We start from the raw sequence: 20,173 nt of genomic DNA, 5'->3' as shown, positions 1-20,173 counted from the left end.
TCGGGCCCTTCGTCGTGCCGCCGGGCGCGGACGGCGTCTACAGGCGGATGCCGCGGTCGGCCATGAACGGCTGCGGGTTCTGCGCGACGCCGCCGACCCGGGTCTCGAAGTGCAGGTGACACCCGGTCGAGTTGCCGGTCGAGCCGACGTGACCGATCTGCTGGCCGGTGCCGACCGCCTGGCCGACGCTGACCATGATGCCGCCGTTCGGCTGGTGGCCGTAGCCGGTCGTGACGCCGTTGCCGTGGTCGATCAGCACGAAGTTGCCGTAGCCGCCGTACCAGCCGGCGTAGGTGACGACGCCCGCGGTCGCCGCGTAGATCGGCGAGTTGCAGCCCGCGGCGAGGTCGGTGCCCGCGTGCAGGATGTACGCGTGCGTCACCGGGTTGACGCGCATGCCGAAGCCGCTCGAGATGTTGCCGCCGGCGGGGCGCGTCCAGCCCTGGGGCGAGACGACCCCGAGCGCCGTGCCGTTGGTCGCCGCCGCTGCGGCGGCCGCGGCGGCGCGGGACTCCTCGACGCCCTTCTGGTACTCGGCCTCGGTGTGGTCGACGTTGGTCTTGAGGGTCTCGAGCTGGGCCTGGAGCCGCGCCTGGTTCTCCTGCTGCGCGGCGAGGGCGTCGCTCGCGGCCTGGGCGGCGTCGTTCGCGTCGGCCAGGGCCTTCTGCGCCGTGTCGGCCAGCACGGCGAGGGCGGCCTCGGCGACGGCGGCCTGGTCGCTCAGCCCCTGGGCGGTGTTGCGGTCCTGGGTGGCCTGCGAGTAGATGCCGTCGGCCTGCTCGGTGAGCTTGCTCATCGCGCCGAGCTTGTAGAGCAACTGCCCGGCCTCGCCCGGGTCGGCGATCAGGCTACCGCTGACGCCGTTCGTGCCACCGGAGCGACCGAGCTGGGCGGCCAGCTGACCCGCACGCTCTTCGCTGGCAGCGGCCACCTTGTCGGCGGCGTCGGCTTGCGACTGCAGCTGCGTGGTCTTGTACTGGGCGTCGTCGTACGCGGACTGGGCCTTCTGCAGCTCGTCGCCGCGCTTCTCGGCCTCGGCGTTCTTGGCGTCGAGGTCCGCCTGCATCTGGGTGAGGATGCCCTCGAGGTTGGTGATCTCGGCCTGCTTCGCGGTCTCGTCGCCCCGGGCCTTCTGGACGTCCTCCCACGACGGGTACGACGCGGCGGTGGCCGAGGACGCGGGCAGTCCGACGACACCCGCGGTGAGCAGCAGGGACGCGGCGGCGATCGAGACGACGACGCGGGCGAGCCGCGACGACGGCGCGAGGGGACCCGACGTGAGGCTCGCCAGGCGGGCTCGACCGGGTCGGCGGGTGGTGGTCATCGAGTGGGTCCGATTCGTCGTGACGGCGTCGAGTCCGTGGGGCCGGTGGTCGCCGTGCTGGACACGGTAACCCCGGCGGGCGGTCCCGTACAGCACCGCGAGGCGGTGACGACGGGCGGGCCGACCCGGGGGTGGGCCCGAACTCTCAAGAACGACTTGAAACTAGCCTCCGCTCGCGCGATCGCCGGGCAATCGCGACGGAGTGGCGGGCGAGTCGCGTGACCAGGACGGGGGACGAGGAGGCGCGCGCGTCGATCCGCGTCGCCCCCGTTTTGCATTTGCCCGCGATCATCCGTATGCTCTGTGATCGGTTGCTATGACGTCCTCGGACACGGCCCCATCGTTTAGTGGCCTAGGACACCGCCCTTTCACGGCGGCAGCACGGGTTCGAATCCCGTTGGGGTCACCAGCACCACCGCAAGACCGCACCGAGGCACCACCTGCACCAATCACAACAGAACATCGAGTACGCTGTGTCACAGCAGCAAGTTTGGCCCTGTAGCGCAGTTGGTTAGCGCGCCGCCCTGTCACGGCGGAGGTCGCCGGTTCAAGTCCGGTCAGGGTCGCCAAGGCGAGTTCATCGCCTGGGGGCTTCGGGCCCTCACGGCTGGGTAGCTCAGTTGGTAGAGCGTTCGACTGAAAATCGAAAGGTCCACGGATCGATGCCGTGTCCAGCCACAGAAGGCCCCGCTCAGGCGGGGCCTGACTCGTTTAACGGCGCAGCCGTGAGTCGGCACTGCGGCGCAGCCGCCCGTCGACGCTGCGGCGCAGCCGTGATTCGGCGCTGCGGGACGGCCGCGTGAGCATCGGCCACGACCCCGCGGTCGTCTCCCTCCGTAGCCGCTGGCTCGACCCGCTCGTCGCCGGCCTCGCGGCCCTCCTGCTCGGAGCCGCGTTCAGCTGGGTGCCCTCGTACTGGAGCGACGAGGCGACGACGCTGCAGGTGGCACGCGTTCCCCTCGGCGAGTTGCTGGCCTTCGTCCACCAGCGTGACGCGGTGCACACGGTCTACTACCTCCTCATGCACTTCTGGGTCGGCGCCTTCGGCGAGGCCGAGGTGGCCACGCGGTTCCCGTCGGCCGTCTTCGTCGGGGCCGGGGCCGCCGGGGTGCTCGTCCTGACGCGCATGCTGACGACCCGGCGCACCGCCCTGCTGGCCGCCGCGGTCTTCGCGGTGCTGCCCCGCTTCACGCTCGAGGCCGCCGAGGCGCGCCCCTACGCGCTCACGGCCGCCCTGGCCGTCTGGGTGACCGTGCTGCTGCTCGTGGCCTCTCGGCGTCACCGCCGACGCTGGTGGATCGGGTACGGCGCGGTCCTCGCCGGGTCGATCGCGACCTTCGTCCCCCTCGGCCTGATCATCGTGGTGCACGGCGTCTTCCTGCTGTTGGCGCCGGCACAGCGCCGACGTCGGGGAGCCCGCCACCGCCTCCTCGGCTGGTCCGTCTCGACCGGGGCGGCCCTGTTCGTGACCTCGCCGGTCATCGGGACGGTCCTCGCCGAGCGCTCGCGCCTCCTGGGGGTGGCCGACCCGTCGACGGGTGCCGACGTCACCTGGTGGACGGTCCTGGTCGACCCGTGGTTCGTCACGGGCCTGGCGTTCGCCGTCGTGTCGGCGGTCCTGCTCATCCTGCTCGGCACCCGCCTCCGCGACCGCTCACGGACGCCGGGCAGCGTCGTGTTGCTCGGCGCGCTCTGGGTCGCGCTGCCCGCCGGGCTGCTGCTCGCGCTGGGGCTCGTCCTGTCGCCCGTGTACACGTCGAGACTGGTGACCTTCTCGGCACCGGGCATGTGCCTGCTGCTGGCGGTCGCCGTCACCGGCTTCCGGCGGCGCTGGATCAGCATCGCCCTCGTCGCCCTGTTGGTGGCGGCCTCGGTCCCGACCTACGTTCTGCAGCGGCTGCCGACCGGCAAGGGGGGCGGCAGCGACCTCTCCCAGCTCTCGAGCTACATCGAGAGCCAGGCCCGCCCGGGCGACGCGTTCCTGCTCGACGCGACCGGCACCGTGTCGACGCGACCCCGCCAGGCGATCTACGCCTACCCGGAGCGCTTCGCCGGGCTCGACGACGTCGCCTTCGTCCGGTCGGGGCTGCCGTCGGGCTCGTACTCGGACGTCACCCTGCGCCTCGACGACGAGGACGACGCCGTCGATCTGGCCGACCGACTGTCGTCGGTCGACCGCCTGTGGATCGCCCGGCTCTCGGTCGACGTCCTCAGCGAGGACGACCTGCGCCAGCTGCGCGACGAGGGGTACGAGATCCGGCAGGAGCACCGCACCGGACGCAGCGTCGTCTACCTCTTCGCGCGACCGCCGGCCTGACGCTCAGCGACGCAGCTCGAGGGTGCAGCACTTGACGCCGCCGCCGCCGAGCAGCAGCTCGGAGAGGTCGACGCCGATCGGGTTGTAGCCGCGCTCGCGCAGCTGACGCTCGAAGCCGGTCGCCCGGGCGGCGATCACGACGTTGTGACCGTCGGAGTACGAGTTGAGCCCGAGGATGGCCGCGTCCTCCTCGCTGACGAGGATCGCGTCGGGGAAGCGCTGCCGCAGGATCGCGAGCGAGGCGTCGTCGAAGGCACTCTCGAGGTACGCGATGGTGTGACGGCCGTCCACCGGCTCGGGGTCGAGCACGGCGATGGCGGTGTCCAGGTGGTAGAAGCTCGGGTTCACCAGGGTGAGGCTGACGACCTCGCGCCCGAAGACGCGACCGATCTCGTCGTGCGAACTCGAGTCGCTGCGGAAGCCCGTGCCGGCCAGGATGACGTCGCCGACCAACAGGAAGTCCCCCTCGCCCTCGTTGGTCTCGGCGGGTTCGGCCACCTCGAAGCCGGCCGCGGCGAACCACCGCATGTAGGCCGGGCCCTCGGCCTGACGCTCGGGGTAGGTGAAGCGCGCCCCGTACGCGACGCCGTCGAGGACGAAGCCGCCGTTGGCCGCGTAGACCATGTCCGGCAGGCCCTCTTCGGGGTCGATAAGCTCGACGTCGAATCCGAGGCCGACATAGGTGTCGTAGAGGGTCTGCCACTGGGCCAGCGCCAACGAGGTGTCGGTCGGCTGGGTGGGGTCCATCCACGGGTTGATCTTGTAGCTGACGGTGAAGTGCTCCGGTCGGCACATCAAGATGGTCCGGTGGCTCGCCACACGGGCGGCGTCCCGTCGGGCGGTCGCGTCGGGCAGGTCGGAGGGTTCGATCGTCAGGCTCACCGGATCAGTGTCACATCGCAGGCGCGCACGAGGCCGGGCTCTCACGCACTATTCTTGCGTATTTGTCAGCTTCGGTGCAGTTTTCCCGCGTACCATGCCCTCGTGGACAATCTCGACTACGGCATCATCGACCTCCTGCGCCAGAACGCCCGTGCCGGGTACGGCGACATCGGCGCCTCGGTCGGCCTCAGTGCCTCAGCGGTCAAACGCCGCGTCGACCGCCTCGTCGCCGACGGGGTGATCAAGGGGTTCACCGTGCAGGTCGACCCCGCCGTCGACGGGCTCGGCACCGAGGCCTACGTCGAACTGTTCTGCCGTGGCACCGTCTCGCCCCAAGAACTGCAACGCATCCTCGGCACGGTGCCCGAGGTCGTCGACGCCGGCACGGTGACCGGCAGCGCCGACGCCATCGTCCACATGCGCAGCCGCGACATCCCGTCGCTCGAGGAAGCCCTCGAACGCGTGCGCAACGCCCCGAACGTCGACCACACGCGCAGCGCGATCGTGCTGTCGAAACTCATCAGCCGCCGCTCGGCCTGACGGCGCCCGGCGGCGGCCCGGCGGCGGGCCGTGAGCGGCCGGTCGCGGTCAGAGCCGCAGTTCGCGGTCAGAGCCGCAGGTCGGCCAGCGCGGGGTCGAGGCGGCCGTACCGGTGCGCCGTCAGCGAGACGGACTGCTCACGCACGAACGTCAGCAGCTCGATCCGCCCCTCTTCGGTCACCTCGCCCGAGAAGATCGTCACGTCGGGGCTGCCCTGCAGCGCCCGGGCCAGTGCGGCGGGGTCTCCGCCGATCATCCGGATGCGCAGGCCGCGGTAGGCGGCCACCGCCTCGGGTGACGGAGCCGGCCTCGAGTCGTCGACCCGCCCCCCGTCGGTGGAGGCCCGCTCGCCCCCGGCGGCCTCGGCCAGCAGGTCGAGCACGTCCGGACCGGCGGCCTCGGCCGTGCCGCCCTGCAACGCCCCCGCGGCGGCCCGCGCCACGAACGCCTCGTCGCTCTCGACGACGACGTCGCGCACGCGCACCGGGGACGAGGAGGCGCGCCACAGGTGCACGAGACCCGCCGGCAACGGCACGGCCGAGCTGACGGCCAGGGTCGACCCCGCCCGCGCACCGGCGGCGACGAGCCGGACGAGCGCCGACGGATCGGCCCCGGAGGAGAGTCGCACCGTCACGGGGTGCGGTCGGTAGCGCAGCACGTTGCGCTCGACCACGAGGCCGGTGACGTCGCGGGCCAGCCCGAACTCGGACTGCCAGGCGCGCTGGTCGCTCTCGACGGCCGTGCGGAGCGAGTCGAACTGCTCGAACGACAAAGCGGGGCGGGCCGCGTCGACCAGGCGGGTGACCCCCTCGGAGACGTCGTGCAGGCGCAGCGAGGGGCGGGGGTCGTGGGGACGGTGACGCCAGGCCCCCTGGCCGATCAGGGCGTTCGGGCCACCGGGCTTGAGGCCCCGACCGATCGCCCGTCGACCCCACCCGCCGGTGGGCCTGCGGCGCACCCGCGCACCCGTCGTCGGACCGCCGACGACGAGGTCACCTGCCCGCACGGTGTGCAGCCACTCGTCGATCTCGTCGACGTCGAGGGAGTGCAGACCCGCCACGTCGCCGCCGTATTCGGCGTTCTGCACCGTGACCGCCTCGGCGAGGGTCTCGACGGTGACGAGGCCGACGACGGGGACCCCGTGCGTGCTCGAGGCGAAGGCACCCCGGGGGTCGACGCCGTCGCGCACGCCCGGCGAGCAGAGGGCCCCGGTCGCGTCGAGGGGACGCGGCTCGAGCAGCCACGACTCGCCGGGGCCGAGCACGGTCAGGACGTCGAGCTCGGACCCGGTCGGGGCGGAGGCGAGCGGCCCCATCACGGTGGCGACGTCGTCGGCGGGACCGACGACGACCGCCTCGAAGGCCTCGCGCAGCAGGCGACGGAACGTCTCGCCGTGACCCACGGAACCGACGGCGAGCACGAGGTCGAGCGCGCCGTGGCCGCGGCCGGCGTGGTCCACGACGCTCGCGACGACGTCGGCGGCGGCGAGCTCGAGGTCGGCCGAGGGGGTGACGACGAGCGAGGTGACCCCCCGGGTCCGCACGGCGAGGTCGAGGTCCGGGCGCACGTCGCGGAGGCCGACGGCCGTCTCGATCGGCGCGTGGGCGACCACCCGGTCGACCACGGGGTGCGTCAGCAGGGCCCGTTCGTGGTCGGGGTCGTCGGCGACGACCAGGGCCAGGAGCGAGTCGGGGACGCCGACCGCCCAGAGCGCTTCCGCGACGACGGCGACCGCCCGCCGCCGACCGGGGGGCAGGTGGACGACGACCGCACTGCCGGCGCCGAACGCCGCGAGCACCCCCTCGACCGTGCTGGCGACGGGTGTGACGAGGTCGGGCACGACGACCGTCAGCCGCGGGGGCCGGTGCTCGGCCGTGTCGACGGTCGCGAGGTCGCGGGTCAGGACAGCCAGCCGGTGGGCCGAGTCGACGGCCGCGCCGACCTCGTGGTCGGCCTCGGACAGGGTCGAGCCGGACTCGCTGACGGACACCTCGACGAGGCGCGAGCGCCGCAGGGCGAGCTCGCGGCCCGCGAGGTCGAGCAGTTCGGCGCGGGTCTCGGGCTCTTGGCCGCCCCAGGCCGCCCCGGCCGAGGAGGCGCGGGTCACCAGCGCCTCGAGGGTCGCGTCGTCGAGGGCTGCGCCCCCCGAGGACGCGAGCCCGAGGGAGGGGGCCGCGTCGGCGGTCTCGACGCCGGCGGTCGACCGACGGGCGCGCCCGAGCACGCCCCGGGCCCACCGGCGGTTGCCGTCGAGCGAGGGATCGGTGTCGGCCTCGGCCACGAAGTCGACGACGTGGTCGGGGCCTTCGTCGAGCGGCCCGGACCGGTCTCGTCGCCGCCGGGGCACGGAGGGCAGCTCGGCCACGGTCGCGACGGCGCGGTCGTGCCGTCGCGCCTCGCGGGCGAACGCGGCCTCGTGGTCGACGTCGAGGGTGCTCGAGAGGAATCCCTCGGGGTCGGCGAGCGCGTCCAGCCGGCCCACCAGGTGTCGCACGGCGGAGTCGAACTCGCCGGAGACGATGACCGGCGCCTGGAGGACGAGCGATCCGAGCTCGGAGCGGACGACCTCGGCGAGACCGGGCGCGGACCCCAGCCACATCTCGACGTCGAGCAGGTGGTCGGTGCCGTGGCGACGGGCGACCGTGACGGCATGGGCCAGGTCGAAGACGTCGTGCCCGGCGAGTCCGACCCGGGCGACCGCGGCGTTCTCGGGCCTCAGGGCGAACTCGACCAGCCGGAGGTGGCTGGCGTCGGTCTCGTGCTTGGCCTCGAAGGTGACGACGGGCCAGTCGTGCAGGCGGGCGTCGACGATCTCGTCACGGCGTGACCCGCCCTTGACCAGCCGGACCGAGATCGGGACGCCACCCCGGTCGACACGGTCCCGGGCCCAGTCGGTGAGCAGCCGCAGCGAGTCGAGTGCCTCGGGGACGTACGACTGGACGACGATGCCCGCCGTGACGGACTCGAGCCCGGGTCGGTCGAGCAGACGCGTGAAGACGTCGATCGTCAGGTCGACGTCGGCGTGCCGGTCGACGCCGAGGGTGAGGAGGGTGCCCGTCGACGCCGCGAGCTCGAGCAGGGGCCCGAGCCTCGACTCGGCCAGGTCGCTCGTCTCGTCGAAGGACCAGGGCGAGGTCGGGCCGACGAGCTCGCGGACGGTCGTCGTGACGCGCTCGACGTCGGGCCGCTCGATCAGGGCCCGGACCGCGGCGACGCGCCGCTCGGCCTGGGTCGGGCCCGACACCACGGGCCCCCAGGCGGTCAGGTCGAGCCGGACGCCGTCGCCCCGCAGGCCGGCGAGGGCCTGCGTGAGCTTCTCGGGTGGCGCGTCGACGAGCAGGTGCCCCACCATGTGGCGCAGCGTCCGCCGCGCGACCGGCATGATCGGTTTGGGTGCGAGCGGGCCGAAGCCCCCGCCGAACGAGATCGCCGCCCGCAGGTGCCAGGGCAGCAGGGCCGGCGTGCGTCGGCTGAGCGAGTCGAGTGCGGACGCGGCCGCCCGGTCGTCCTCGGGTCGGACGACGCGGTCGGCGAATTCGCGGGCGAAGTCGAGCCCGCGGGGGTCGCGCAACACCTCGGTCAGACGGGCGGCCGGGCCCTGCACGGGGACGGCACGCGCGGCGTCCCACCAGCGGCGGGCCGTCTCGACGGTCTGCTGCGTGACTTCGTCGGCGTGCACATCGGACATGGGTCGAGGATATGCCGCGCCACCGTCCCTACACTGGGCGAATGGCCGACGAACTCACCGACGAGGAGTGGGTCGTCTGGGACTCCTTCTACGTCATGAGACGACGGCTCGACCGTGCCCTCGAAGTCCGCCTGCAGAGCGATTCGGGCGTCTCCGCCCCCGAGTACGAGATCCTCGTCGGCCTGGGCCGGAGCAGCGACCGACGCTCGCGCGTGCGCGACATCGCCGAGCAGATCGGCTGGGAGAAGAGCCGGGTCAGCCACCAGGTCACCCGCATGGAGCGCCGTGGGCTGGTGCGCCGCACCGAGTGCGCGTCCGACGCGCGCGGCACCTGGGTCGAGCTGACGCCTGACGGCCGCCGGGCCATGCTCGCCGCGACCCGGGGCCACACGGCCGCGATCAAGAGGTACTTCGCGGACGTGCTCGGGGCGGACGCCGAGGTCGTCCAGGCGTTCTCGGGTCGCGTGCTCGAGGCGATCGGCACGGACGCGTCGCCCGACCCGCAGGGCTGAGCCGCGCCTCCTCGGCGTCCGGTCGCGGAGGCGCGGTGACCTCGGCCGGCGACCGCGTCAGTGGGAGCGGTGGTCCTGGATGGTCATGCGCGGACCGAACCTCGGCTTCGAGAACCCGCTGCCCGTGATCAGCCGCATGACGCGCTCACGGTGGCCACGCCACGGCTCGAGCAGCTCGAGCATGCCGTCGTCGTCGACGGGACGACCGATGAGCGCCCACCCGACCACGGCGGGGAGGTGGTAGTCGCCCACGCTGGGACTGTCGGGGTCGCCGTGGGCACGCTGGGTCGTCTCGGCGGCGGTCCAGACGCCCACGCCGGGGATCGACCGGAGGCGCGTCGCGACCTCGTCGCCACCCCGACCGACGGCGAGCGTGCGCTCGAGTGCGGGTGCCACCGCGCAGACCCTCATGACGGTCGCCGACCGCTGGGGACCGACACCGGCCCGGTGCCACTCCCAGCTCGGGATGCGACGCCAGCCCTGGGCGTCCGGCGGGACGACGAGCCCCTCGGGCGCCGGACCGGGGGCCGGCGTGCCGTGGCGACGCACGAGCTGTCGCCACGCGCGCCAGGCCTCGACGCTCGTCACCTTCTGCTCGAGGATCGCCGGGACCAGGGCCTGCAGCACGAGCTCGGTGCGGGTGAGGCGAAGCCCCGGCTGCCGCCGACGAGCGTCGGCGAGGAACGCGTTGGTCGTGACGTCGAGCCCCGACCAGTCGTCACCCCGGCCGAGCAGTTCGGGCACGTGCTCGACCGCCCAGGCCGCACCCGGCCCCCACGCGTCGGCGCGGACGGACGAGGAGGCGCGACTCGCCGACACGCACAGCGTCGCCTCACCGGTCGGCGTGCGCAGTGCGAGCCACGTGGAGTCGCCGACGACCCGGAAGGCCGGGTCGCCCGAGCCACGGCTGAGAGGTCGGAGCGTCGCTCGGACGTCGACCGGCCGGGCCGACGAGTACACCGTGCCCAGCCGGACGGCCGGCGACCCGGCGGCTGAGGGCACACCGCCGTCGGGGCCGGGGTCGGAGTCGGTCACGGCGATCTCGACCTGGTCCATGTCGCGATGCTAGACGCTGCCCCCGACAGCGCGGAGTGCTCGGTCGGCCGGTGAGCGCAGTGAGCGCACGAACGCGGCGACGGCCGGGCCGACCCCGCCGTCGGCGCCCGGGGCGGCGCCCGAGACGGCACGGGAGAACGACCGCCACGAACCCGGCGGCAGCTCGAACCGGCACGACACGGCACCGTGGGCGAGGCGCGGCTCGAGGACGTCGAGCTCGTGCGAGAGAGCCCGGGACCGGCCGGCCGAGACCGCCCGCCTGATCACCGGGGCCAGGCACGACAGGGTGGACAGCGTCATCGCGCGACCCTCTGCTCGCCCGACGACGGCGTCGAGTCGCCGCACGGCCGCGAGGGCGTCGGCGTCACCGCCCCCGGCAGCCGACGCGAGATCGGCCGACCACGACACCAGGCCCGCGTACAGCTCGCGGGCCGCCACGACCTGCGCCGCGTCGGGCCGGGCGATGCGGGTGTACCGGTTCGGGGCGAGCTCGACGAGACCCGTCTCGTCGAGCCGTTCGAGGGCGTGGCGGATCGGCGTCCTCGAGACGCCGAGCCAGGCGATGAGCTCGGCGTCGACGAGTCGCTCGTCGGGAGCCAGGGTGCCGTCGAGGACGGCCCTGAGGACGAGGTCGTGGACGTCGTCGCTGAGGCGGCGGCGCACCGGCAGGTCGTGCAGGCGCTGATCGCCGTCGGCGAGGGGTGCCGCTCGGGGACGGGACCCACCGACCGGCCTCGAGGCATCCCGGCCCCCGGGGACCACGTCGGCTCGGTCGACGAGCCCGCACAGGGACGCGACCGACCGCACGAGGCCGGGGGTGAAATCGAGGGGGTCGCCCTCCTCGAGGTGGCGGGCCGCGTCGGAGGCGAGATCCGCCACCCGGACGAGGTCGGACGACGAGAGCTCTCGCAGATGATGGCGGAGGGGCAGACCGAGGCGACGCGCGTGACGGGCGGCGAGTCCGCTCGACCGCAGCCCGGCCACCACGGACCACAGGTCGTCCCACGAGTCGGCGACGGCGCCGGCGGCGGTCGCCGCAGGGCTCGTCGGACCCATGACGCAGGCGTCCGCCACGGCCCGCAGACCCTCGGCGATCTCGACCCGTTCGTGATCTCGCGGGCCGCCCGGGAATGAGTCGTGGGCGGCAGCGAGCAGGGCGCACCCGCTCGAGAGGAGGTCGAGGGAGGTCTCGCGCCGGGGGACCACGACGAAGCTCGACCGGCCACCGATCGACTCGACCAGCTGGACGTGCTCGAGCTTCGCGATGGCGATGCGGATCGGCGTGCGCGAGACCCCCAGCCAGTCCTCGCAGTCGGCGTCGCGGAGTCGTTCACCGGGCCGGAGGGTGCCGTCGAGGACGGCCTCGACGAGATGGTCGTAGACGGCGTCCTTGTGCAGGCGACGGGGGATGACCGGACGGGCGGGGGTGGGGACGGGCATCGGCGCCTCTCTGCTGGTGTCAGATATGCCAGTGAAGACGATAAGGCATTCATGCCCTGTGCGTCGAGCAGTGGGGCCGAAAACTAGACTGCCGGGATGGCCACCCCGAAAATCGTGCTGTTCTACGCGTTCACCCCGCTGGCCGACCCCGAGGCCGTCCGTCTCTGGCAGCGCGACCTCGCGGAGTCCCTCGACCTCCGCGGACGCCTGCTCGTCTCTCGTCACGGGGTCAACGGCACGCTCGGCGGCGACCTGCCCGACGTCAAACGGTGGCTCAAGAAGACCCGACAGCATCCCGCCTTCGCCCAGCTCGACGTCAAGTGGAGCGAAGGCACCGGCGACGACTTCCCCCGCCTGTCGGTCAAGGTGCGCGACGAGATCGTGACGTTCGGCGCTCCCGGCGAGCTCGAGGTCGACGGGTCCGGCGTGGTGGGGACGGGCGAGCGCCTCTCCCCCGACGAGCTGCACGACCTCGTCGACCGCGAGCAGGTCACCTTCTTCGACGGACGCAACGAGTACGAGTCGCGCATCGGCCGGTTCCGAGGGGCCGTGGTGCCCGACGTGGCCACCACCCGCGACTTCGTGGCCGAACTCGACAGCGGGCGGTACGACCACCTCAAGGACGAGCCCGTCGTCACGTACTGCACGGGCGGGGTGCGCTGCGAGGTGCTCTCGTCGCTGATGACGGCCCGCGGCTTCTCGCGGGTGTACCAGCTCGACGGCGGTGTCGTGCGGTACGGCGAGCGCTTCGGCGACGACGGCCTGTGGGACGGTTCGCTCTACGTCTTCGACGGTCGCGGCTCGGTCGAGTTCAGCGACCACGCGGCCGTGATCGGTCGCTGCGAGGTCTGCGGCACCGCGACGAGCCGCATGCAGAACTGCGTCGACGTGCAGTGCCGGGAGCAACTGGTCGCCTGCGAGGGGTGCGGTGCACGAGGCGACGTGACCTGCGACCGGCACCGCGCCTCCTCGGTGGTGACCGCCGGCGGATCTCCGGTGCGGTGACCGCCGACGAGCCTCCGGTGCTGTGACCGCCGACGAGCCTCCGGCGTAGGGTCCCCGGCATGACTGAGACCAACGACACCAAGAAGATCGGCGAGGTCCTCGACGCGGGCCGCATCGGCATCCTCACCACGCAGAGCAGCCACGGCCACCTCGTGAGCCGGCCCCTCGCGATCGTCGACCGCGACTTCGACGGCAAGGTGTACTTCTTCACGCGTGACCCCTCTCCGAAGGTCGACGACGTCAAGGCGCACCCGCAGGTGAACGTCGCCGTCGAGACCGGCAAGGGCTACCTGTCGCTCGCGGGCAAGGCGTCGATCGTGAAGGACTCCGCGATCATCGACGAACTGTGGACGACCGGCGCCGAGGCCTGGTTCGACCGGGGCCGCGACGACCCGAGCGTCGCCCTGCTCGAGGTCGACGTCGACACGGCCGAGTACTGGATCAGCAACGAGCCGAAGGCCGTCACCCTGTTCAAGTACGCCAAGGCGGCCGTCACCGGTGGGCACCCGAAGAACGTCGCCGACACCGGCACCGTCTCGCTCTAGCCGAGGAGGCGCGGCGCGGGTCGTGCGGGACGGCCCGCGCCCCCGACGGCCCGCGCCCGGTGCCCGGCGGTGGCCGATGCCGAACGGTGGCCGGCCGGGTCAGCCGCAGGTGACGGTCTGGCCGTCGCCGTTCACGTAGTCGCCCGGCCCGAGCTGCGCGCAGGTAGTCGCCAGCTGCGAATAGAAGTCGAGCGCTGCGATGGCGACCACGAGGCTCAGGACGATGACGATCGAGGCGATCACGATGCCGGTCAGGGCGACGGTGGCCGGTCGGCCGGCGACCCGGGCGCGTCGCGCGGCCACGATGCCGAAGACCAGGCCGAGGGGCGCGAAGAAGACTCCGAAGACGATCGACGCGATCGCGAGACCACGGCCCTCGTCGTCGGTGCGGGGCGGCGCCGACGACCAGTCGTCGTCGGCGGGGAAGAAGTACGAGCCGAGGCCGGCGTTCTCGGGTCGGGCGTCGATCGCGGACCCGGCGGCGGGTGCGGCCCCGGGCCCGGGCGCCCAGACCTGACGACCGTCGGAGTCCCACGTGGGCGCGGCGGTCTGTTGGACGGCGGGCTGCTGCCCGACCGGCTGGGGGAAGAACGGCTGCTGAGTGGCGGGCGGCTGCGAGGCACCGGAGTGGTCGAGCGGCCAGCCGTGGTCGGCCGCGGCCGTCTCGGGGTGCACCGGCCGAGGGGGGCCGAACGGGAACTCGCCCCGGTCGGGCTCGGTCGGCGTCGGCCGGGCGAAGCGTGCCCACGGCGACGGAGGACGCCCCGGCTGCTCGTTGCTCATGCAGGCGAGGGTAGTACGGCCGCCTGCGCGACCGGGCAGGGCGGCGACCGGCCCCGTGGACAGGTGTCGCGCCTCCTCGTGGTCCATGATGGGTCTCGACCTCGGCCCGTCGATCGGGCCCTTCGATGCGATGGAGCCCCTCGATGCGAATCGGAATCCTCACCAGCGGTGGCGACTGCCCCGGTCTCAACGCGGTCATCCGCGGCGCCGTGCTCAAGGGCACGCAGATCCACGGACAAGAATTCGTCGGTTTCCGCGACGGCTGGCGCGGCGTGGTCGACGGCGACGTGATGCCCCTCACCCGCAAAGAGATCCAGGGCATCGCCAAGCAGGGCGGCACGATCCTCGGGACGAGTCGCACGAACCCGTTCGAGGGCGACGGCGGCGTCGACCGCATCGCCGAGAACATGGAGCGCTTCGGCATCGACGCCATGGTCGCCATCGGCGGAGAGGGCACGCTGGCCGCGGCCAAGCGCCTGACGGATGCCGGGCTCAAGATCGTCGGCGTGCCCAAGACCGTCGACAACGACCTGGGGGCGACCGACTACACCTTCGGCTTCGACACCGCGGTCCAGATCGCCACCGACGCCATGGACCGCCTGCGCACCACGGGCGACTCGCACAGCCGGTGCATGGTCGCCGAGGTGATGGGCCGGCACGTGGGGTGGATCGCCCTGCACTCGGGCATGGCCGCGGGGGCCCACGCGATCCTCATCCCCGAGCAGGCGACGAGCATGGACCAGATCGTGGAGTGGGTGCAGTCGGCCTACGACCGGGGGCGCGCACCGCTGGTGGTCGTCGCCGAGGGCTTCGTGCCCGACCACGAGAGCGACGTGCACTCCGAGCGCGGCCTGGACGCCTTCGGCCGCCCGCGCCTCGGCGGCATCGGCGAGCGCCTCGCCCCCGTCATCGAGGAGCGCACGGGCATCGAGACCCGCGCCACGACGCTGGGGCACATCCAACGCGGCGGAACGCCCACGTCCTACGACCGTGTGCTCGCCACGCGACTCGGCATGGCGGCGAGCGACGCGGTGGTCGAGGGACGCTGGGGTCGCATGGTCGCCCTGCGCGGCACCGAGATCGTCCACGTCTCGTTCGAGGAAGCCCTCGACAGCCTCAAGGTCGTCCCGCAGAACCGCTACGACGAGGCCGCGATCCTCTTCGGCTGACGGGAGCGCGAGCGGGGGCGGCCAGGTCGTGGGCACGGGCGGGCCGGGCGGGGACACGGGCGCGCAGTTCGCGGGCGGGGTCCCCGTGGGCCCTTCGTCGGCTCGTCCCCAGGGCCGACCGCCTCGTCGTCACCCCGGGTCCGTCGCACAGGCGATGTGCGACCGGCCGGACTCTGACAGGCTCGGCACATGATCACGTTCATCGTGGTGGGGGCGATCGGACTCCTGCTCCTGCTCGTCAGCATCGTCGTGGGCGACCTGCTCGACGTCTTCGACGTCGGTGACGGGCTCGTGTCGGGCGTCGCCCTGGGCGCGGCCTTGGCCATCTTCGGGCTCGCCGGGGTCGTCACGTCGCAGACCGACCTCGCGGTGGGGTGGACGTACGCCGTCGCCGTCGGCATGGCGCTCGTCGCCCTCGTGCTGATCCAGCTCGTCGTCCGCCGCGTGACGCGCCGCGAGAGCGGCGGCCACTGGTCGCCCGTCGGCTTCGTCGGCGTCACGACCGAGGCCACCGGCCCGGCCGGCGGCGAGGTGCGGCTCGACGACGTCCGCGAGCTCGAGCGTCGGCTCGCGACCAGTGACGCACGCATCGAGCGCGGCGTCCGCGTCCGCGTCGTGGCCGAGAACGGCCCGCGCGTGCAGGTCGAGGCGCTCGACGCCGGCGAGGCCTCCGCGTCACGTGATCCCCGAACCAACTGAAAGGAAGCCCTGTGGACTTCATCTCCTCCAACGTCAGCGTCGTCGCCATCGTCGTCGCCGTCGTCATCGTGCTCGCCCTGCTGTCGTTCGTCGCCAGCCGCGTCCGGCGCGTCCCGCCGAACGAGGCGCTGATCGTGGTCGGCCGTGGTGCCGAACGCTCCGAGGGCGGGGGCATCTCCAGCCCGCAGAAGGTCATCATCGGTGGCCGCACCTTCGTGTGGCCGATCTTCCAAGAGGGCTTCAAGCTGTCGCTCGAGCAGTACCAGACCCCGGTCGAGGTGCAGGCGATCGACGCCAACTACATCCGCACCGCGGTCAAGGCGACGGTCAACTTCAAGGTGACCGGCACCGAAGACGGGGTGCGTCGCGCCGCCCAGCGCTACCTGCTGCAGCAGCAGCAGCTGCCCGTCATCGTGCAGCAGTCGCTCGAGGGGTCGATCCGCGGTCTCATCGGCGGCCAGCCGGTCGACGACCTGGTCAAGAACTTCTCGCGCCTCGCGGCCGACGCCGTCAACGAGACGAAGGGCGAGCTCGCCGAGCTGGGCCTCCAGATCGAGACGATGAACATCCGCGAGATCGAGACGCCGGGCAGCACGTACCTGGCCGACCGCGGGCGTGCCGAGGCCGCCGTCGCCAAGCAGAACGCCGACGTCGCCGAGGCCGAAGCCGAGCGCATCGCCGCCCTGGCCCGCATCGGCAACACCCAGCAGACGGCCGAGCGCCAGCTGCAGCTCGACGTGCGCCAGGCCCAGATCAAGGCCGAGACCGACCGGGCACAGGCCGAGGCCGCCGCCGCCGGTGAACTCGCCCGGGCCATGCAAGACAAGCTGGTCGCCGAACAAGAGAGCATCGCCGTCGCCGAGCAGGCCAAGGTCAACCAGGAGCGACTCAACATCGAGGTCCGTCAGCCCGCCGAGGCCGCGGCCTACGCGTCCGTGCAGAACGCCGAGGCCGAGCGCGACGCCGCCAACGCCGCCGTCGAGGCCGAGGCGTTCCGCCGCACCCAGCTCGCCGACGCCGCCCGCAACGCGGCCGAGAACGAGGCCGCAGCGGTCGAGGCCGCCGGTCGGGCCGAGGCCGCGGCGATCAAGGCCAAGGGTCTCGCCGAGGCCGAGGCGGTCGACGCCCTGGCCGAGGCGCAGGGCAAGTTCGGCCAGGCGGCGCTCGCGTCGCAGGTCATCTCGCGCCTGCCCGAGATCGCCCGCGAGATGGCGGCCCCGATGGGCAACATCGACGCCCTGACGGTGGTGTCGACCGACGGCGCCAACGAGCTGACCAAGTCCGTCGCCAACAACATGACGCAGCTGCAGGACGTCGTGAAGGCCACGACGGGGCTCGACCTCGTCAGCGCGCTGGGCGGCTTCCTCGGGGGCAAGGCCGGTGCGTCCGGCCCCGTCGATCGCGCCTGATCGCCCCTGGCCTCGCCTGATCGCGCCCGCGTAGCCTCGGTCGCATGCGTGCGATCGTGGTCGAGAAGGGCAGGACCGCCGAGCTGAGAGAGCTCGACGAACCGGTCGCCGGACCAGGTGACGTCGTCGTCGACGTCACCTGGTCCGGCGTCAACTACAAAGACGGGCTCGCCCTGCGCGGTGACCCCGGGGTGGCCCGCGTCGACCCGTTGGTGCCCGGCATCGACCTGGTAGGCGTCGTGGCCTCCTCGGGCTCGTCGCGCTTCGCACCGGGCGACGAGGTGCTCGTCAACGGTGCCGGCCACGGCGAGACGAAGCCCGGCGGCTTCGCCGAACGGGTCGTGATCGACCCCGACAGCGCCGTGCTGCTCCCCCGCGGGATCGACGGCCGGCGCGCCGCCGCCATCGGCACGGCGGGTTTCACGGCGATGCTCAGCGTCCTCCGGCTCGAGCGCGACGTCGGCCCCGACGACGGCGACGTCGTGGTGACCGGGGCGGCCGGAGGCGTCGGGTCGGTGGCGATCGCGGTGCTGAGCCGCCTCGGGTACTCGGTCAGCGCCTCCTCGGGTCGCGTCGCCGAGCAGGGCGACTACCTCCGCTCGCTCGGGGCCTCCACCCTGATCGACCGCGACGAGCTGTCCGGCGCGGGCAAGCCGATGCAGCGGGCCCGCTGGGCCGGCGGCGTCGACTCGGTCGGCAGCCACACCCTCGCCACCGTCCTGGCCCAGACCCGGTGGGGCGGCACCGTGACGGCGTGCGGGCTCGCCCAGGGGGCCGACCTGCCGACGACGGTGCTGCCCTTCATCCTGCGGGGCGTGACCCTGGCCGGCGTGAACTCGGTGGAGGCGCCCCTCGAGCTGCGGCAGCGCGCCTGGGACAGACTGGCGCGAGACCTCGACCTCGACCTGCTCGACTCGATGACCGACGAGGTCGCCCTCGCCGACGTGGTGGACGCCGGCGAGGCGATCCTGGCGGGTCGGACCCGGGGCCGGACGGTCGTGCGCGTCGGCGGATCGCGAATCTAGAACTCCGGATCACCCATACGTACTCAGCCCACGGGTTTATGCTCGACATGTCGGCGACCGGTTCAGGGCCGGGTCGACGAACCCGACCGACCGCGGTGTCCCGCACCGTCGACCGTCGCCACCCATCCGCACACACGACGGAGGCCCCCGATGCCGATCCCCCAGAACGACGACCAGACTCCCGCTCCCCGCCGCCTGCTGCGCGACGTCGTCTACGACAAGATGTTCGCCGCGATCATCGACGGCACCCTCGAGTTCGGCGAACGTCTGAACGACGACCAGCTGGTCGCCTGGCTCGGCGTCTCCCGCACACCCGTCCGCGAGGCCATCGCCAAGCTCGCCGACCAGGCCCTGGTCGACATCGAGGCCAACCGCTACACGCGCATCGTCGACCCCTCGTACGACGAGTTCGTCGACACCGTCGACGTGGGTTACGCCGTCTGGTCGCTGTTCGTCGAGCGCGCCGTACCCAAGCTCGACAAGGCCCAGCGTGCCGAGGTCGTCGGTCTGCTCGACACCCGGGCCAAGGCCTTCAAGGCGAAGAAAGAAGAAGACATCGCGGGCCTCGTGCGGGCCAACGAGATCCTGCTGGCCGCGGCCGACAGCGAATCGCTGACGCGACTGTGGTCGAACACCGGCCCGCGCCTCCTGCTGTTGCTGCGTCGCCCGTCGGCCAACGGCATCTTCGACTACCCCCAGGCCCACGCCTTCACCGTGGCCCTCCGTGACGCCGTCAAGGCGGACGACGCCGAGGCGGCGGCCGCCGCCGTGCGCGAGCAGCCCGCGCGCCTGCAGGGCCTGTTCGACCAGGTGCGCGAGGCGGGCGTCTACCGCGCGTGACCTCAGCTCCCCTCGCGGCCGCCCCGGTGCCGCCCGTGCTCGACGTCGTCGACGCGCGGGTGACCCGGGGCGGTCGTGATCTGCTGCACGACGTGTCGTTGCGCGTCGACGCCGGCCAGCACTGGGCGCTGATCGGCCCCAACGGAGCCGGCAAGACCACGCTGATGACGTTGTGCGGTGCGCTCGGCCATCCGACGGCGGGCACGGTCGACGTCCTCGGCCGCCGCCTCGGACGCGTCGAGCTGAGCGAGCTGCGCCGCCACATCGGCCACGTCGATCCCCGCCATCGCATGGTGGGCGACAACACCGTGCGCGAGGTCGTGCTGACCGGCGTCACGGGCAGCAGCGACCCGGTGCCCCGCTGGGCGCCCACCGACGATCAGGAGGCGCGGGTCGTCGACCTCGTCGCGGGCGTCGGCCTCTCGTCCCGCCTCTCGGCACGGTGGAGCGTGCTGTCCCAGGGTGAACGCGGTCGGGCACTGATCGCCCGCGCCCTGGTCTCGGAGCCGGCCCTGCTGCTGCTCGACGAACCGGCGACGGGGCTCGACGTCGCGGCGCGGGAACACCTGCTCGACACCGTCGACGAGCTGCGCACGGCCCACCCCGGGATGGCCTCGGTCACCGTGACGCACCACCTCGAGGACCTGCCGAGCAGCACGTCGCACGCCCTGCTGCTGCGCGACGGCGAGGTCTTCGCCACCGGCCCGGCCGACGAGGTGCTGACGTCCGACCTCGTGTCGGGCGCGTTCGACCACCCGCTCGTCATCGGTCGGGCCGACGGTCGCTGGTCGGCCCGCGCCCGCCGCCGCTGACCCCGGGTGGACGAGGACTGGTGCGCCGCCGCTGAGCCGCCCGGTGCATCACGGCGCCACGCGTAGCCGCTGCCGGAGCGCCCGCCGCCGGCCCACCCGGCCAACCGGCCACCCCGCCACCCCGCCA

The 20,173-nt window shown here is 73.0% G+C and carries 17 protein-coding genes and 3 tRNA genes; 14 read left to right on the top strand and 6 right to left on the bottom strand.

Going from position 1 to position 20,173, the window contains the following annotated elements:
* Window positions 1-37: 37 nt before the first annotated feature.
* Window positions 38-1,324 carry a M23 family metallopeptidase gene (locus tag BIV04_RS09325; protein WP_143048651.1) on the bottom strand — a complete coding sequence of 429 codons (1,287 nt, stop codon included), beginning with the start codon at window positions 1,322-1,324 and terminating at the stop codon, window positions 38-40.
* A gap of 333 nt (window positions 1,325-1,657) precedes the next feature.
* Between BIV04_RS09325 and BIV04_RS09320 the strand changes: the two genes are divergently transcribed.
* The 4 genes from BIV04_RS09320 (at window position 1,658) to BIV04_RS09305 (ending at window position 3,641) form a co-directional block, all read left to right on the top strand.
* Window positions 1,658-1,733 (top strand) — tRNA-Glu (locus BIV04_RS09320).
* A gap of 83 nt (window positions 1,734-1,816) precedes the next feature.
* A tRNA-Asp gene (locus BIV04_RS09315) sits at window positions 1,817-1,893 on the top strand.
* A gap of 36 nt (window positions 1,894-1,929) precedes the next feature.
* A tRNA-Phe gene (locus BIV04_RS09310) sits at window positions 1,930-2,002 on the top strand.
* A 121-nt stretch (window positions 2,003-2,123) separates the two neighbouring features.
* Window positions 2,124-3,641 carry a glycosyltransferase family 39 protein gene (locus BIV04_RS09305; RefSeq protein ID WP_071256016.1) on the top strand — a complete coding sequence of 506 codons (1,518 nt, stop codon included), beginning with the start codon at window positions 2,124-2,126 and terminating at the stop codon, window positions 3,639-3,641.
* Between the two features lie 3 nt (window positions 3,642-3,644).
* Here BIV04_RS09305 and ddaH read toward each other — a convergent pair whose 3' ends face one another.
* Complete coding sequence (ddaH, locus tag BIV04_RS09300) at window positions 3,645-4,523, bottom strand: dimethylargininase (RefSeq protein ID WP_369825306.1); 879 nt, start codon at window positions 4,521-4,523, stop codon at window positions 3,645-3,647.
* 102 nt (window positions 4,524-4,625) lie between these two features.
* Here ddaH and BIV04_RS09295 point away from each other — a divergent pair, with 102 nt between their 5' ends.
* Entirely contained in the window at window positions 4,626-5,063 is a 438-nt protein-coding gene (locus tag BIV04_RS09295) for an Lrp/AsnC family transcriptional regulator (protein WP_043593232.1), read from the top strand.
* A gap of 67 nt (window positions 5,064-5,130) precedes the next feature.
* Here BIV04_RS09295 and BIV04_RS09290 read toward each other — a convergent pair whose 3' ends face one another.
* Entirely contained in the window at window positions 5,131-8,751 is a 3,621-nt protein-coding gene (locus BIV04_RS09290; RefSeq protein ID WP_071256015.1) for a proline dehydrogenase family protein, read from the bottom strand.
* Window positions 8,752-8,792: 41 nt separating this feature from the next.
* Between BIV04_RS09290 and BIV04_RS09285 the strand changes: the two genes are divergently transcribed.
* Window positions 8,793-9,263 carry a MarR family winged helix-turn-helix transcriptional regulator gene (locus tag BIV04_RS09285; protein ID WP_071256014.1) on the top strand — a complete coding sequence of 157 codons (471 nt, stop codon included), beginning with the start codon at window positions 8,793-8,795 and terminating at the stop codon, window positions 9,261-9,263.
* Window positions 9,264-9,320: 57 nt separating this feature from the next.
* Here the strand turns inward: BIV04_RS09285 and BIV04_RS09280 are convergent, their stop codons facing one another.
* The gene (locus BIV04_RS09280; protein WP_255364237.1) at window positions 9,321-10,319 is read right to left on the bottom strand and encodes a DNA-3-methyladenine glycosylase; all 999 of its coding nucleotides are present in this window, start codon (window positions 10,317-10,319) and stop codon (window positions 9,321-9,323) included.
* A gap of 9 nt (window positions 10,320-10,328) precedes the next feature.
* Window positions 10,329-11,759, bottom strand: a complete 1,431-nt coding sequence (locus tag BIV04_RS09275; protein ID WP_071256013.1) for a GntR family transcriptional regulator — start codon at window positions 11,757-11,759, stop codon at window positions 10,329-10,331.
* 96 nt (window positions 11,760-11,855) lie between these two features.
* Here BIV04_RS09275 and BIV04_RS09270 point away from each other — a divergent pair, with 96 nt between their 5' ends.
* Together BIV04_RS09270 and BIV04_RS09265 are read left to right on the top strand one after the other, a co-directional pair.
* Window positions 11,856-12,764 (top strand): rhodanese-related sulfurtransferase, encoded by a 909-nt coding sequence (locus BIV04_RS09270; protein ID WP_071256012.1) that lies wholly within the window; start codon window positions 11,856-11,858, stop codon window positions 12,762-12,764.
* Window positions 12,765-12,823: 59 nt separating this feature from the next.
* Complete coding sequence (locus BIV04_RS09265) at window positions 12,824-13,309, top strand: pyridoxamine 5'-phosphate oxidase family protein (RefSeq protein ID WP_071256011.1); 486 nt, start codon at window positions 12,824-12,826, stop codon at window positions 13,307-13,309.
* A 99-nt stretch (window positions 13,310-13,408) separates the two neighbouring features.
* On the opposite strand, the gene BIV04_RS09260 is transcribed toward BIV04_RS09265, so the two are convergent.
* Entirely contained in the window at window positions 13,409-14,092 is a 684-nt protein-coding gene (locus BIV04_RS09260) for a hypothetical protein (RefSeq protein ID WP_143048648.1), read from the bottom strand.
* A gap of 143 nt (window positions 14,093-14,235) precedes the next feature.
* Between BIV04_RS09260 and BIV04_RS09255 the strand changes: the two genes are divergently transcribed.
* The 6 genes from BIV04_RS09255 to BIV04_RS09230 all read left to right on the top strand — a co-directional run bounded on the left by BIV04_RS09255 (window position 14,236) and on the right by BIV04_RS09230 (window position 20,046).
* The gene (locus BIV04_RS09255) at window positions 14,236-15,261 is read left to right on the top strand and encodes a 6-phosphofructokinase (protein WP_056260133.1); all 1,026 of its coding nucleotides are present in this window, start codon (window positions 14,236-14,238) and stop codon (window positions 15,259-15,261) included.
* Window positions 15,262-15,450: 189 nt separating this feature from the next.
* Window positions 15,451-15,960, top strand: coding sequence for a hypothetical protein (locus BIV04_RS09250; protein WP_071256009.1), 510 nt, complete (start codon window positions 15,451-15,453; stop codon window positions 15,958-15,960).
* An 11-nt stretch (window positions 15,961-15,971) separates the two neighbouring features.
* A complete protein-coding gene (locus tag BIV04_RS09245; RefSeq protein WP_055975635.1) occupies window positions 15,972-17,369 on the top strand; it encodes an SPFH domain-containing protein in 1,398 nt (465 codons plus the stop codon).
* A 44-nt stretch (window positions 17,370-17,413) separates the two neighbouring features.
* Complete coding sequence (locus BIV04_RS09240; RefSeq protein WP_071256008.1) at window positions 17,414-18,394, top strand: MDR family oxidoreductase; 981 nt, start codon at window positions 17,414-17,416, stop codon at window positions 18,392-18,394.
* Between the two features lie 150 nt (window positions 18,395-18,544).
* A complete protein-coding gene (locus BIV04_RS09235; RefSeq protein ID WP_071256007.1) occupies window positions 18,545-19,234 on the top strand; it encodes a GntR family transcriptional regulator in 690 nt (229 codons plus the stop codon).
* On the top strand, window positions 19,231-20,046 hold the full coding sequence (locus tag BIV04_RS09230) for an ABC transporter ATP-binding protein (RefSeq protein WP_255364236.1): 816 nt from the start codon (window positions 19,231-19,233) through the stop codon (window positions 20,044-20,046). Before BIV04_RS09235 ends, BIV04_RS09230 begins: the two co-directional genes overlap by 4 nt.
* Window positions 20,047-20,173 lie beyond the last annotated feature (127 nt).

Origin of the sequence: Frigoribacterium sp. MCBA15_019 (genome assembly GCF_001864945.1) — a bacterium.
Classification (GTDB): domain Bacteria; phylum Actinomycetota; class Actinomycetes; order Actinomycetales; family Microbacteriaceae; genus Frigoribacterium.
The sequence above is the reverse complement of the archived record's forward strand: the minus strand, read 5'-3'. Positions and strand labels throughout refer to the sequence as shown.